The 13,322-nt window shown below is 60.5% G+C and carries 13 protein-coding genes and 1 other RNA gene; 4 read left to right on the top strand and 10 right to left on the bottom strand.

What is annotated here, in order from left to right; all coding sequences use genetic code 11:
* Positions 1-3: 3 nt before the first annotated feature.
* From mraY to rsmI, 9 genes are all read right to left on the bottom strand, one after another.
* Positions 4-1,086 carry a phospho-N-acetylmuramoyl-pentapeptide-transferase gene (mraY, locus tag C9422_RS15040; RefSeq protein WP_008016698.1) on the bottom strand — a complete coding sequence of 361 codons (1,083 nt, stop codon included), beginning with the start codon at positions 1,084-1,086 and terminating at the stop codon, positions 4-6.
* Positions 1,086-2,453 (bottom strand): UDP-N-acetylmuramoyl-tripeptide--D-alanyl-D-alanine ligase, encoded by a 1,368-nt coding sequence (murF, locus tag C9422_RS15045; RefSeq protein ID WP_116581185.1) that lies wholly within the window; start codon positions 2,451-2,453, stop codon positions 1,086-1,088. Before murF ends, mraY begins: the two co-directional genes overlap by 1 nt.
* The gene (locus tag C9422_RS15050; RefSeq protein ID WP_116581186.1) at positions 2,446-3,909 is read right to left on the bottom strand and encodes a UDP-N-acetylmuramoyl-L-alanyl-D-glutamate--2,6-diaminopimelate ligase; all 1,464 of its coding nucleotides are present in this window, start codon (positions 3,907-3,909) and stop codon (positions 2,446-2,448) included. The genes murF and C9422_RS15050 overlap by 8 nt, the downstream gene beginning before the upstream one ends.
* Positions 3,909-5,648: a penicillin-binding protein 2 gene (locus C9422_RS15055; protein ID WP_177323526.1), complete on the bottom strand. Its 1,740-nt coding sequence runs from the start codon at positions 5,646-5,648 to the stop codon at positions 3,909-3,911. The genes C9422_RS15050 and C9422_RS15055 overlap by 1 nt, the downstream gene beginning before the upstream one ends.
* Positions 5,648-5,941, bottom strand: a complete 294-nt coding sequence (gene ftsL, locus C9422_RS15060; RefSeq protein WP_007998257.1) for a cell division protein FtsL — start codon at positions 5,939-5,941, stop codon at positions 5,648-5,650. The genes C9422_RS15055 and ftsL overlap by 1 nt, the downstream gene beginning before the upstream one ends.
* Entirely contained in the window at positions 5,938-6,885 is a 948-nt protein-coding gene (gene rsmH, locus C9422_RS15065) for a 16S rRNA (cytosine(1402)-N(4))-methyltransferase RsmH (RefSeq protein WP_008016693.1), read from the bottom strand. The genes ftsL and rsmH overlap by 4 nt, the downstream gene beginning before the upstream one ends.
* Positions 6,882-7,337 (bottom strand): division/cell wall cluster transcriptional repressor MraZ, encoded by a 456-nt coding sequence (mraZ, locus tag C9422_RS15070; RefSeq protein ID WP_007917012.1) that lies wholly within the window; start codon positions 7,335-7,337, stop codon positions 6,882-6,884. Before mraZ ends, rsmH begins: the two co-directional genes overlap by 4 nt.
* A gap of 448 nt (positions 7,338-7,785) precedes the next feature.
* Positions 7,786-8,139, bottom strand: an RNA gene (gene rnpB, locus C9422_RS15075) — RNase P RNA component class A.
* A 75-nt stretch (positions 8,140-8,214) separates the two neighbouring features.
* On the bottom strand, positions 8,215-9,120 hold the full coding sequence (gene rsmI / locus C9422_RS15080) for a 16S rRNA (cytidine(1402)-2'-O)-methyltransferase (RefSeq protein ID WP_165824778.1): 906 nt from the start codon (positions 9,118-9,120) through the stop codon (positions 8,215-8,217).
* Positions 9,121-9,297: 177 nt separating this feature from the next.
* On the opposite strand from rsmI, the gene C9422_RS15085 reads away from it, so the two are divergent.
* The 4 genes from C9422_RS15085 (at position 9,298) to C9422_RS15100 (ending at position 12,744) form a co-directional block, all read left to right on the top strand.
* A complete protein-coding gene (locus C9422_RS15085; protein WP_116581188.1) occupies positions 9,298-11,109 on the top strand; it encodes a penicillin-binding protein activator in 1,812 nt (603 codons plus the stop codon).
* A complete protein-coding gene (locus C9422_RS15090; RefSeq protein WP_095965538.1) occupies positions 11,109-11,471 on the top strand; it encodes a YraN family protein in 363 nt (120 codons plus the stop codon). The genes C9422_RS15085 and C9422_RS15090 overlap by 1 nt, the downstream gene beginning before the upstream one ends.
* Positions 11,472-11,575: 104 nt before the next feature.
* A complete protein-coding gene (locus C9422_RS15095) occupies positions 11,576-12,169 on the top strand; it encodes a phosphoheptose isomerase (RefSeq protein ID WP_007972584.1) in 594 nt (197 codons plus the stop codon).
* Entirely contained in the window at positions 12,166-12,744 is a 579-nt protein-coding gene (locus C9422_RS15100; RefSeq protein ID WP_102698528.1) for a BON domain-containing protein, read from the top strand. The genes C9422_RS15095 and C9422_RS15100 overlap by 4 nt, the downstream gene beginning before the upstream one ends.
* Before the next feature lie 151 nt (positions 12,745-12,895).
* On the opposite strand, the gene C9422_RS15105 is transcribed toward C9422_RS15100, so the two are convergent.
* Positions 12,896-13,309 (bottom strand): ClpXP protease specificity-enhancing factor, encoded by a 414-nt coding sequence (locus C9422_RS15105; RefSeq protein ID WP_007972582.1) that lies wholly within the window; start codon positions 13,307-13,309, stop codon positions 12,896-12,898.
* Positions 13,310-13,322: the final 13 nt, after the last annotated feature.

Genomic DNA, 13,322 nt, shown 5'->3' on the forward strand with positions numbered 1-13,322 from the left:
TTTCTACCTCAGCTTCAGAGTGGCAAGGCCGATCAGCACGAGAATCACGGTGATGATCCAGAAACGGACGATCACACGCGGCTCGGGCCAACCCTTGAGTTCAAAGTGGTGGTGAATCGGCGCCATGCGGAATACGCGGCGACCGGTCAGCTTAAAGGAGGCAACCTGAATGACCACTGACAGGGTTTCCATCACGAACACGCCGCCCATGATGAACAGGACGATTTCCTGACGGACGATCACCGCGATGGTGCCCAGGGCCGCGCCCAGCGCCAGTGCGCCGACGTCGCCCATGAAAACTTGTGCCGGATAGGTGTTGAACCAGAGGAAGCCCAGGCCGGCGCCGATCAGTGCGCCGCAGAACACGATCAGTTCGCCCGCGCCCGGTACATAAGGAATCAGCAGGTATTCGGCGAATTTCACGTTACCCGACAGGTAGCAGAAAATGCCCAGGCCACCGCCCACCATCACCGTCGGCATGATCGCCAGGCCGTCGAGGCCGTCGGTCAGGTTGACCGCGTTGCTCGAACCGACGATCACGAAATAGGTCAGGACGATGAAGCCTGCGCCCAGCGGAATGCTGTAGTCCTTGAGCATCGGCAGGATCAGCGTGGTTTCCACCGGCGTGGCGGCAGTCATATAAAGGAAGATCGCCGCGCCCAGGCCGAACACCGACTGCCAGAAGTATTTCCAGCGGCTCGGCAGGCCACGGGAGTTTTTCTCGATCACCTTGCGGTAGTCGTCGACCCAGCCGATGGCGCCGAACAGTAAGGTCACCAGCAGTACGACCCAGACGTAACGGTTGGTCAGGTCAGCCCAAAGCAGGGTACTGACACCGATGGACGACAGGATCAGCGCGCCGCCCATGGTCGGTGTACCCGACTTGGACAGGTGCGACTGCGGGCCGTCATTGCGAACGGATTGACCGATCTGACGGTTCTGCAAAGTGCGGATCATCCACGGGCCATAGCACAGCGACAAGACCAGCGCGGTCAGTACACCGAGAATCCCGCGCAGGGTCAGGTACTGGAAGACCGCGAAGCCTTTGTAGAACTGTTGCAGATACTCCGCTAGCAGCAGCAGCATTAATGTTTCTCCAGACTGGACCCGCACAAGGCGGCGACGACGTTTTCCATCGCAGCGCTGCGCGACCCCTTGATCAAAATGGTGGTGTTTGTGTCTTGCTCGGCGCCCAGGGCGTTGATCAGTTCAGCCTGCGTGCTGAAGTGAAAAGCCTCTGGACCGAATGCGTTCACGGCGTGAGCCATCATTGGCCCGACGGCGTACAGCGCAGAAACCTTGCCACGGGCGTACTCGCCCACGTCGCGGTGCCCCTGCTCCGCCCATTCGCCCAACTCGCCGATATCCCCGAGCACCAGGACGGTGCGACCGGAAAAGCCGGCCAGTATATCAACGGCAGCGCACATGGAGGTGGGGTTGGCGTTGTAAGTGTCATCGATCACGCGCATGCCATTGCTGGCCAATTGCGCGACGGTGCGACCCTTGACCGGTTGCACCGCGCCAAGGCCGGTGGCAATACCGAACAGCGACACACCCAGGGCATGGGCGGCAGCGGCGGCGGCCATGGCATTGGCGACGTTATGGGTGCCGAGCAGGTTCAGTTGAACGCGCTCTACACCTTCAGGGCTGTGCAGATTGAACGCCGGACAGCCACGGGCATCGGTGGTCAGGTCACTGGCGTAGAAATCGGCACTGGTGTTGCTCAATGCAAACGTCAGCACTTTGCGAGCACCGGCACGCGTCTTCCAGATACCGAATGCCTTGTCGTCGAGATTGAGCACTGCGACGCCATCGGCCTCCAGCCCTTCGATGATCTCGCCTTTGGCTTCGACGATTTTTTCCGGGCCACCGAACTCGCCTACATGGGCGGTCCCGGCATTGTTGAGAATGGCCACGTGCGGCTTGGTCAGGCCAACGGTGTAGGCAATTTCACCGAGGCGCGATGCACCGAGCTCGATCACTGCCGCCGTATGCTCCGGCGCCAGTTCGAGCAAGGTCAGCGGCACACCGAGATCGTTGTTCAGGTTGCCACGGGTCGCCAGTACCGGGCCACGGGTGCGCAGGATGCTCGCCAGCATTTCCTTGACCGTGGTCTTGCCGCTCGAGCCGGTGACAGCCGCGACCGGATGGGTGTAGGCGGCGCGATTGAGCGCACCCAACTGCCCGAGGGCCTGGCGAGTATCGCTGACCAGTAACTGCGGGAGCGTGCTGTCGGCGACTTCGCGCTCGACCAACGCGGCCACGGCACCCTTGGCAGCGACTTCATTCAGATAATCATGACCATCGAAGCGCGGACCGGTCAGGGCAATAAACAGCTGACCCGGCTTGATGGCGCGGCTGTCGATGCTGACGCCGTCGAAACCGGCATCGGTCGACACCAGGCGAGCATTCAGCGCGCCGGTCAGTTCGCTCAGTTGCAAGGCCTTAAGCATGGGCCACCTCCCATGCGGTCAAGGCGTGATCGGCCTCGACCAGATCGGAAAAGGCATGACGCTCGCCATTGATTTCCTGATAGTCCTCGTGACCTTTACCGGCCAGGACAATCACGTCATCCACCGAAGCACTGGCGATCAGCCGGGCAATCGCCTGACCGCGACCGGCAACGAACTCCACTTTATCCACAGCCGTGAAACCGGCGCGGATGTCATCGAAAATCACCGATGGATCTTCAGTGCGCGGGTTGTCGTCGGTCACCAGCACGCCATCGGCCAGGCGCTCGACCACTTCGGCCATCAACGGGCGCTTGCCGCGATCGCGGTCACCGCCACAGCCGAACAGGCAGAGCAATCGGCCCCTGGCGTGTGGGCGCAGGGCCGTCAGGACTTTTTCCAGGGCATCCGGGGTGTGGGCGTAATCGACCACCACCAACGGTTGAGTGCCGCCACCGAGGCGCTGCATGCGACCGGCCGGGCCTTCGAGTTTCGGCAGTACCTTGAGAATTTCGTCCAGTGCGTAATCCAGGCCAAGCAAGGCGCCAACCGCTGCGAGCACATTGCTCAGGTTGAAACGGCCGAGCAAGGTGCTGCGCAAATGGTGTTCACCCTGCGGCGTGACCAGCGTGGCACGCACGCCTTCGTCGTCGAACTGCGCTTCACGGCAATAGAGGTAGGCACTGCTGTCGAGCAGGCTGTAGGTGATCAACCGCGATTCACGTTTTTCAGCAGCCAGTTGCCGACCAAAGTCGTCGTCGAGGTTAACCACCCGGCATTTCAGATCGTTCCAGGCGAACAGCCTGGCCTTGGCTTCACCGTAGGCCTGCATGGTGCCGTGGTAATCCAGATGATCGCGAGACAGGTTGGTCATCACCGCCACGTCGAAGGCCAGTGCCGTCACGCGGCCCTGGTCCAGACCATGGGAAGAAACCTCCATCGCCACGGCTTTGGCACCGGCCTTTTTCAGGTCGCCCAACGTTGCCTGCATGGCAATCGGGTTCGGCGTGGTGTGCAGGCCGCTTTCCAATGCACCGTAGAAACCGCAACCGAGGGTGCCGACGATGCCGCAGTGCTGGCCAAGCAGATCCAGCGCCTGGGCGACCAGTTGAGTGACACTGGTCTTGCCGTTGGTGCCGGTCACGCCGATCAGGTTCAGATGATGGCTTGGCTCGCCATAAAAACGTCCGGCGATGTCCGACAACTGAGCGGCCAGCCCTTTGACCGGAATCAATGGAACCTCGGTGATTGGCAGCACAGTGGCGCCTTCCACTTCATAGGCCACCGCAGCCGCGCCGCGTTGCAAGGCGTCGGCAATGTGCGCACGCCCATCGAACTTCCCGCCCGGCACGGCGAGGAACAGATCGCCCGCGCGCACGTTGCGGCTGTCCAGGGCGAGCTCGCGAATCAGTAGATCGTGGCCGGCGTGAGGGAAAATCTTGTTCAGGCTCAGAGACATCAGCCGCGCCCTCCATTGGCTTTCAGCGGAACGACCGGTGTTGCGTTCGCTTGTTGAGTAGGTGGCAGGTTGTCCGGCGTGATGTTCATCAGGCGCAGGGTGCCCGACATCACACGGCTGAACACCGGCGCGGATACCAGGCCACCGAAGTAGCCGGCCTTGGTCGGTTCATCGATGACGACCACGATGGCGTAGCGTGGATCGCTCATCGGGCCGAAACCGGCGAACAGCGAACGGTAGGAGTTCTCGGCGTAACCCTTGGTGCCGACCGAGGTTTTACGCGCAGTACCGGACTTGCCGCCCACGTGATACGCCGGCACCTGCGCACGGAACACACCGCGCGGGGCCTCGATCACTTGCTGCAGCATGCCTTGCATGGTTTTCGCCACGGCCTCCGGCAGCACCTGGGTGGTTTGCGGTGCCTTGTCGGTCTTGATCAGGGTCAGCGGCGCGAGGCGGCCGTTGTTGGCCAGGGCCGAAAAGGCGTGAACCAACTGGATCGCGGTCACGGAAATACCGTAGCCATAGGACAGCGTGGCGGTTTCCGCCTTGCGCCACTCGCGGTAGTTCGGCAGGTTGCCGACGCGCTCACCCGGGAAGCCCAGGCCGGTGTCCTGGCCGAGGCCGACTTTCTGCGCCAGACGGAAAATGGTTTCGCCGCCGATATCGAACGCGACCTTGCTCATGCCGACGTTACTGGAGTTGATCAGGATGCCGGTCAGGTCGAGCACCGGGCCTTCAGTCTTGGAGACGTCCTTGATGGTGTATTTGCCAATCTGCAAGGAGCCCGGATACACCTCGACGGTGTCGCTCGGTTTCCAGCGACCGGTTTCGATGGCGGCGCTCATCGAGATCGCTTTCATGGTCGAACCCGGCTCGAACACGTCGATCATCGCGCGGTTACGCATCATCGCCGGTTGCAGGTTGCGACGGTTGTTCGGGTTGTAAGTTGGCTGGTTGACCATCGCGAGAATCTCGCCGGTCTTCACATCCATGATCACCAGGCTGCCGGCCTTGGCGCCGTTCTCGATGATCGCGTTGCGCAATTCGCGGTTGGCCAGGTATTGCAGGCGCAGGTCAATGGACAACGCCAAGGGCTTGCCGGCCTTGGCGTTTTTGGTGACCTGGACATCCTTGATCAGCCGGCCGCGCCGGTCCTTGATCACCTGACGCTTGCCGGGAACCCCGGCCAGCCATTCGTCGTAGGCCAGTTCGACGCCTTCACGACCGTGATCGTCGATATCGGTAAACCCGACCATATGGGCGGTGACTTCGCCGGCAGGATAAAAGCGCCGGAACTCTTCGATGCCATAAACACCCGGCACTTTCAGATCGAGCACAGCCTGGCCCTGCTCCGGGGTCAGCCCGCGCACCAGATAAATGAATTCCTTGTTGGCCTGGGCTTCGAGTCGCTCGGCCAGGGCTTTCGGGTCCTGCCCCAAGGCAGCCGCCAGCGCCGGCCACTTTTCTTTGGCCGTTTGCATTTCCTTGGCATTGGCCCAAAGGGTGGTGACCGGAGTACTCACGGCCAAAGGCTCGCCGTTACGGTCGGTGATCAGGCCACGGTGAGCCGGAATCGGAATATGACGAACACTGCGGGCATCGCCCTGACCTTTAAGGAAGGCACGGTCGACCACTTGCAAATCGATGATGCGCCAGGCAATCGCAGCCACCATGATGCCGAGCAAACCCAGCACCACGCGGAACCGCCAAGGAAAGAGTGCACCTTCGAGTTTCATCATGGCGCCACCATCTTCACGTCAGCGGCACCGGGGATGTGCATTTTCAATTGTTCGGTGGCCAGCACTTCGATACGGCTGTGGGCGGTCCAGGTACTCTGCTCCAGAATCAACCGCCCCCACTCCGCCTGCGCCTTGTCGCGCACGCTCAATTCGTTGTACAGCGAATTCAATAGCTGACGGTTCCAGTGCGCGCTGTAGGACACGCCGATGGCCGAAACGAGCACGCCGACAAACAGCAGCAGCATGAAAAAGCTTCCGCCGGGCAATGGCTTGGCGAAAAGCTTGCTCACCGCAGCTTCTCCGCCACACGCATGACAGCGCTTCGCGAACGTGGGTTGGCCTTGAGTTCGGCGTCGGAGGCCGTCTGCGCTTTGCCATGGACTTTGATTTTCGGTTCGAAGGCGACATGCCGAACCGGCAGGTTGCGCGGCAGGTTGTCGGCTTCGCCTTTCACCAGCTTGCGCATGAACAGTTTGACGATACGGTCTTCCAGCGAGTGGAAGCTGATCACCACCAGGCGACCGCCCACTTCCAGGCACTCCAGCGCGGCTTCGAGGCCGGTTTCCAGATCACCCAGTTCGTTGTTGACGTGAATGCGCAGGCCCTGGAATGCACGGGTGGCGGGGTTCTTGCCCTTTTCCCATGCCGGGTTGGCGACCTTCAGGACTTCTGCCAGGTCACCGGTGCGCTCGAATGGCTTGATGTCGCGGCGCTCGACCACGGCACGGGCCATGCGGCCGGAGAAACGCTCTTCGCCGTATTCCTTGAACACCCGGGCGATTTCTTCCACGGGCGCGGTGTTGACGAATTCGGCAGCGCTGATGCCACGGGACGGATCCATGCGCATGTCCAGCGGGCCGTCGTTGAGGAAGCTGAAACCGCGTTCAGGGTCGTCAAGCTGTGGCGAAGACACGCCCAGATCCAGCAGGACGCCGCTGACCTTGCCGGCCAGACCGCGTTCGGCGACTTCCGAACCCAGCTCGGCAAAGCTGCGCTGTACAACGACAAAGCGGCCGTCTTCGGCCGCTAGCGTCTGCCCGGTGGCAATCGCTTGTGGATCCTTGTCGAATCCGAGCAAGCGACCATCGGGACCGAGCTGGCTGAGGATCAACCGGCTGTGCCCGCCGCGCCCGAACGTACCGTCCAGATAGCAGCCATCAGGACGTACGGCGAGAGCCTCGACGGCTTCGTCAAGCAGTACGGTGATGTGGTTAAAGCCGCTATCAATAGTCACAGGATCAAATCACGCAGTTCATCAGGCATCGCGCCCGGTTGTTGAATAGCAGCCAGGTCAGCGGCAGAAACCGCGTTCCAGGCATCCTCGTCCCACAATTGGAACTTGTTCAATTGGCCTACCAACATCGCGCGCTTATCCAACTTGGCATATTCACGAAGACGCGGTGGAACCAGAAAACGACCACTGCCATCGAGCTCGAGATCGACGGCATTACCAATCAGTAAACGTTGCAGGCGGCGGTTCTCTTCGCGAAGCGAAGGCAGTGCGCGCAGTTTGGTTTCAATAATTTCCCACTCATCGAGGGGGTAAACACACAAACAAGGATCAACGGCATCAATTGTTACGATCAATTGACCGGAACTACGCGAATCGAGCTCGTCACGGTACCGGCTCGGCATGGCGAGACGGCCCTTTGCATCGAGACTGATAGCGTTGGCTCCGCGAAACACGTCAGCGTTTCTCCAAATTCTAGCGTTTTGAGCTCAAAAAACCCACTTCATGCCACTTTCCGCCACTTGCGCACACTATAGGAATGCGCCCACCACACCGTCAAGGCGCGGAGTAAAGGAAAACCCTTACAGAACTGAGATTTAGGAGCATTAACGGAGGGGCAACGAGAATCCGGCACATGAAACTGCCCGATAACTTGAATCAGCACAGGAGGCTGCGTTCGGAAGTTAATGTAATTTATTAAGAGTAAGATTTTTTTGGTATTACAAAAGAGGTTCTGCGGATGAATGTGCAAGGAGGGAAACCGGTGCTGCGTGGAGTTTATGCGATTCCTACAAGCGCGGGCTAATCGATATCACAAAACCGCTTCTCCCAACGTTTGTGCAAGGAGGGAAATTGCTATCACCATCCCCCTTGCTCAATGATTTAAGCAGAGGGGAGAAAAAGGTGGAGAGTCGATCTGTAAGCCGGGTTCTGTCTTGAACAGTCATTCGTCTACGATGGCCATCACTGGACATCTTTAGCAACCTACCCGGTCCCAGCGCGGGCCACGCCTTGGGACCCTATTTGGTCTTGCTCCAAGTGGGGTTTACCTAGCCACGAACTGTTGCCAGACGTGCGGTGCGCTCTTACCGCACCTTTTCACCCTTACCGGCGCCGAAGCGCTTAGGCGGTTATTTTCTGTGGCACTTTCCGTAGGCTCACGCCTCCCAGGCATTACCTGGCACTTCGCCCTATGGAGCCCGGACTTTCCTCCCCCCCCTAATTTTCATAGAGGGCAGCGACTGTCCGATCGACTCTCCGCCGCGAAGGTTACCGGCAGAGCGCCCGAAGAACAAGCGTTAAGCGCCGGTGCGCACGCCTGCGCGTCGGGTTTTACTCGTCCTTCTGCTTATCCAGCGCGATCTGATACAGCACATTCTTTCGTTCGCCAGTGATTTGCGCTGCCAACGCCGCCGCACGCTTGAGCGGCATTTCTTCGAGCAACAGATTGAGGATGCGCATCGCCTCGCTGCTGACCGCGCCCTCCTCCTCGGGGGCAGACCAGCCCGCCACCAACACGACGCACTCGCCACGCTGCTGATTGCTGTCCGACTCGACGAACTCGCGCAGCTCGGCCAGAGGCAGCCCCTTGAGGGTTTCAAAGGTCTTGGTCAGCTCACGGGCAAGCAGTGCCAGGCGCTCGGGGCCGAACACCAGTTCCATGTCTTGCAGGCATTCGAGTATGCGATGCGGGGCCTCATAGAAGATCAATGTGCGAGGCTCTTCCTTTACCTGCTCGAGGCGCGCTCGCCGCCCCACTGCCTTGGCCGGCAGAAACCCCTCGAAAATGAAACGATCGGATGGCAGCCCCGCCGCCGACAACGCCGCAATCAAGGCGCAGGCACCCGGAACCGGCACCACATTGATGCCTGCCGCGCGAGCCTGTCGCACCAGGTGATAACCCGGATCGGAAATCAGCGGCGTCCCGGCGTCAGAGATCAATGCCACGTTGTCACCGGCCAGCAGACGCGTAATAAAGCGACTACCTTCATCCCGTTCGTTGTGCTCATGGCAGGCGGCCAGTGGCGTCGAAATGCCGAAGTGTTGCATCAGGCGCTGGGAATGACGGGTGTCTTCCGCGGCGATCAAGGCCACTTCACGCAGAATCTTCAGCGCCCGCGCACTGATGTCATCCAGGTTGCCGATGGGCGTCGCCACCACATAAAGCGAGCCAGCAGCGGAATTCAAAGGACCTGGAGCAGTCAAAGCGCACACCTCATGATCGGTAAAAGTCGCCATTGTAGCGCGTAGCGAGACTCACGATACCCACAAGCAAACGAGGTATCGGCGACTGTTTGTGCGCTGGCGCAACATTTACACCAGCTAAATTGATCGATTCACGCCAGTAACATCGCGCCCCGGCCAGTGCTTGGGTACAATTCCACGCTAATTTGATCGAGTATCAGGAACGCTTACATGATCGCTTGCCTGCGGCTGTTATCTGCCCTCTGCCTCGCTGCCTTGCTGGCGGCTTGCGCCAGCTCGCCCTCGTCCAGCCTTGGCGAACTTCCACGGACACCGGACGCCAGTATCGAGCAGTTGCTTGAGAAGGCCGCCCAAAGCAAATCACCGGAAGATGCCGCCCTGCTGCGCTTGAGCGCTGCCGACCTGGCCTATCGTCAGGGCAATGCCGGCCAGTCCGCGCAAATCCTGCAACAGGTCCCGGTCGAGCAGCTCAAGCCAGGGCCACAGATTTTCGCCAACACCCTGGCGGCTGAACTGGCCATGACCCGCAATCAGCCCAAGGCAGCACTGACTGCCCTGAGCCACCCAAGCATGCAATACCTGAGCGAGCTGCCCGTCGAGCAACAGGTCCGCACCGGAACTGTTCACGCCCGTGCCCTGGAAGCCGATGGCCAGACCCTCGCCGCCGCTCGCGAGCGCATCTTCATTGCCCCGATGCTTAAAGGTGAAGCCGCGAGCAAAAACCACGAAGCGATCTGGACCCTGATCGCCTCGCTGCCGACCGAGCAGTTGCAGCCGAGCTCCAACGACGATCTCGGCGGCTGGATGGCCCTGGCCCTGGCCGTGAAATCTGCCGGCACCCTGGAGCAGCAACAGGCCGCCATCGACAACTGGCGCGCGCAGAACCCGAAACACCCGGCTGCCCTTCAATTGCCGCAGCCACTGACCCAACTCAAGGAACTGGCCAGCCAGCCCCTGAACAAGATTGCCCTGCTGCTGCCTCAGGATGGCCAGTTGGCCTCGGTTGGCAAAGCATTGCGCGACGGTTTCATGGCTGCCCACTACCAGGCACAACAGGCCGGACAGAAACCACCCGCCATCGAGTTTTATGACAGCTCGCGCCTGACGTCCATGGATGAGTTCTACCGCAAGGCCCAGGCCGATGGCGTGCAACTGGTCGTCGGCCCGCTGGAGAAGCCGCTGGTCAAACAGCTGAGCACTCGCCCGCAACTCCCGATCACCACCCTGGCGCTGAACTACAGCGAAGGCGATCAAGGCCCGGCGCAGTTGTTCCAGTTCGGCCTTGCAGCTGAAGACGAAGCCCGCGAAGTGTCGCGCCGCGCTCGTGCCGACGGCCTGCATCGCGCAGCCATCATGGTGCCGAAAGGCGAATGGGGCGACCGCGTGCTCAAGGCGTTCAGCCAGGACTGGCAAGCCAATGGCGGCACCATCGTCGCCACCGAACGCGTCGACCAACCGGTCCAGCTGGCCCAGCAGATTGCCGACATGTTCCAGTTGCGCCAGAGCGAAGGTCGCGCCAAGAGCCTGCAAAGCACTGTCGGCTCGCAAGTAGCGGCCCAGCCGTCGCGTCGCCAGGACATCGAGTTCATCTTCCTCGCCGCAACGCCGCAACAGGCCCAACAGATCAAACCGACCCTGAACTTCCAGTACGCAGGCGATGTACCGGTCTACGCCACCTCTCACGTGTTCAGCGCCAGCGGCGACGTCAACCAGTACAACGACATGAACGGCATTCGCTTCTGCGAAACACCCTGGTTGCTGGACGCCAACGACCCACTGCGCCGCCAGGTCACCGCCCAGTGGCCACAAGCCGCCGGTAGCCTGGGACGTCTGTACGCCATGGGCGTGGACGCCTATCGACTGGCGCCGCGCCTGGGCCAGCTGAAGTCTCTGCCGGACAGCCGCATCGACGGTGAGTCGGGCAGCCTCGGCATGACTCAAAGCCAGCGGGTCGTGCGCCAGTTGCCATGGGCCCAGTTCGCCAATGGCCAGATCCAGCGCCTGCCGGACACCGCGCGCTGATGCCTGACAGGTCACGCCAGCAAAGCGGTATGGATGCCGAGCGCCACGCGCTCGAGCATCTTCAACAACAGGGTCTGCGCCTGCTGGCGCAGAACTGGTTGTGCAAACGCGGCGAGCTTGATCTGGTCATGCTAGATGGCGATACAGTAGTATTCGTTGAAGTCCGCTACCGAAAAGACACTCAATGGGGTGGCGCGCTCGATAGCATCGATGAGCGCAAACGGCAAAAGCTGATTTTCGCCGCGCAATATTTTCTTCAGCGCGAGTCGCGCTGGGCCAATTCCCCTTGCCGCTTCGACGTGATTGCCATCGACAGCCACCTCGATCAGCTGAACTGGCTACAGAATGCCTTCGACGGCTGATCACCGGCATCACGAACCGGACACTACCACCCAACACTTTTGCTCTTTGCTTTGCGGGCTGCACATTCACGTGCCGAACAGCCGCGCTAATTAAGGTCACACAGATGGACATGCAATCCCGAATTCGCCAGCTTTTTCAGGCCAGTATCGACACCAAGCAACAGGCGATGGAAGTTCTTGCACCGCACATCGAGCAAGCCAGCCAGGTCATGGTCAACGCCCTGCTCAACGAAGGCAAAATGCTTTCCTGCGGCAACGGCGGCTCCGCCGGCGACGCCCAGCACTTTTCGTCCGAGCTGCTCAATCGCTTTGAGCGCGAGCGCCCGAGCCTGCCGGCCATTGCCTTGACGACCGACAGCTCGACGATCACCTCGATCGCCAACGACTACAGCTACAACGAAATCTTCTCCAAGCAGATCCGCGCACTGGGCCAACCGGGCGATGTGTTGCTGGCTATCTCCACCAGCGGCAACTCGGCCAACATAATTCAAGCGATCCAGGCCGCACATGATCGCGAAATGATTGTCGTAGCATTGACGGGACGTGACGGCGGCGGCATGGCGTCGCTGCTGTTGCCCGAGGACGTGGAGATTCGCGTACCGGCCAACGTCACCGCTCGTATTCAAGAAGTCCACCTGCTGGCGATCCATTGCCTTTGCGACTTGATCGACAGCCAATTGTTCGGGAGTGAAGAATGACCCCTAATCGCCTTGGCCTACTGGCCTTGACTCTGTGCCTCGGCATCAGCGGTTGCACCTCGGTGGTGACCGCCAGCCGTGAAGCCCCCATTGAAGATGACCGCGGCACTCGCACACTGGGCAGCAAGATCGACGACTCCCTGATCGACACCAAGGTTGGCGTGAACATCGCCAAGGCCGACCCGGCCCTGGACAAGGACTCGCACATCGTCGTCACCAGCTACAACGGCGTCGTGCTGCTCGCCGGGCAAACGCCACGCGCAGACCTCAAGGCCAAGGCCGAACAGGCCGCCGCCGCGGTCCAGCGCGTGAAGCAGGTGCACAACGAGCTGCAAATCATGGCCCCCTCCTCGCTGCTGGCGCGCCAGAATGACACCTGGCTGACCACCAAGATCAAGACCCAGATGCTCGCTGACGCGAACATCCCTGGTTCGCGCATCAAGGTCGTCACTGAAAACGGCATCGTCTACTTGCTGGGCCTGCTGACCAAACAGGAAGCTGCGCAGGCGACCAACCTGGTGCAAGGCGTTTCCGGCGTGCAGAAGATTGTGAAGCTGTTCGAGTACATCGACTGACCTGCACGCGGCGTAGGAGCTGCCGAAGGCTGCGATCTTTTGATCTTGATCTTCCAAAAAACAAGATCAAAAGATCGCAGCCTTCGGCAGCTCCTACGTTTGAAGGTGGTGAAGTAATAAAAAAGGCGATCCATCCGGATCGCCTTTTTTATTACTTCACCACCTTCAAACTGGGGCGACCGCTGGGGCGCGGTGGCTCGCTGTCCGGTGGCGGAAGGTCGTCATCCGGTTCGATGTCGTCGTCCTCGCCCATCGGCGATTCCAGATCAAACACCATGCCCTGGCCGTTCTCCCGGGCGTAGATACCCAGGATCGATGCGATAGGCACGTACAAGGTGTGCGGCACACCACCGAAGCGCCCCTCGAAACTGACCGCCTCGTTATCCATGTGCAGGTGGCGAACGGCTTGTGGCGATACGTTCAGGACGATCTGCCCGTCACTGGCAAAGCCTTGAGGCACCTGCACCGACGGATACTCGGAATTGACCAGCATATGCGGGGTGCAATCGTTGTCCACAATCCACTCATAGAGCGCGCGGACCAGATAAGGTCGACTGGAGTTCATAGCGGCTCCTTAA

This window comes from Pseudomonas sp. B1(2018), from assembly GCF_003097365.1.
Taxonomy (GTDB): Bacteria; Pseudomonadota; Gammaproteobacteria; order Pseudomonadales; family Pseudomonadaceae; genus Aquipseudomonas; species Aquipseudomonas laurylsulfatiphila.

Bases quoted from the DNA above. Each gene is read 5' to 3' on its own strand.
- mraY (WP_008016698.1), bottom strand. From the start codon at position 1,086: ATGCTGCTGCTGCTAGCGGAGTATCTGCAACAGTTCTACAAAGGCTTC.
- murF (WP_116581185.1), bottom strand. From the start codon at position 2,453: ATGCTTAAGGCCTTGCAACTGAGCGAACTGACCGGCGCGCTGAATGCT.
- C9422_RS15050 (WP_116581186.1), bottom strand. From the start codon at position 3,909: ATGTCTCTGAGCCTGAACAAGATTTTCCCTCACGCCGGCCACGATCTA.
- C9422_RS15055 (WP_177323526.1), bottom strand. From the start codon at position 5,648: ATGAAACTCGAAGGTGCACTCTTTCCTTGGCGGTTCCGCGTGGTGCTG.
- rsmI (WP_165824778.1), bottom strand. From the start codon at position 9,120: ATGGCGACTTTTACCGATCATGAGGTGTGCGCTTTGACTGCTCCAGGT.
- C9422_RS15085 (WP_116581188.1), top strand. From the start codon at position 9,298: ATGATCGCTTGCCTGCGGCTGTTATCTGCCCTCTGCCTCGCTGCCTTG.
- C9422_RS15090 (WP_095965538.1), top strand. From the start codon at position 11,109: ATGCCTGACAGGTCACGCCAGCAAAGCGGTATGGATGCCGAGCGCCAC.
- C9422_RS15095 (WP_007972584.1), top strand. From the start codon at position 11,576: ATGGACATGCAATCCCGAATTCGCCAGCTTTTTCAGGCCAGTATCGAC.
- C9422_RS15100 (WP_102698528.1), top strand. From the start codon at position 12,166: ATGACCCCTAATCGCCTTGGCCTACTGGCCTTGACTCTGTGCCTCGGC.
- C9422_RS15105 (WP_007972582.1), bottom strand. From the start codon at position 13,309: ATGAACTCCAGTCGACCTTATCTGGTCCGCGCGCTCTATGAGTGGATT.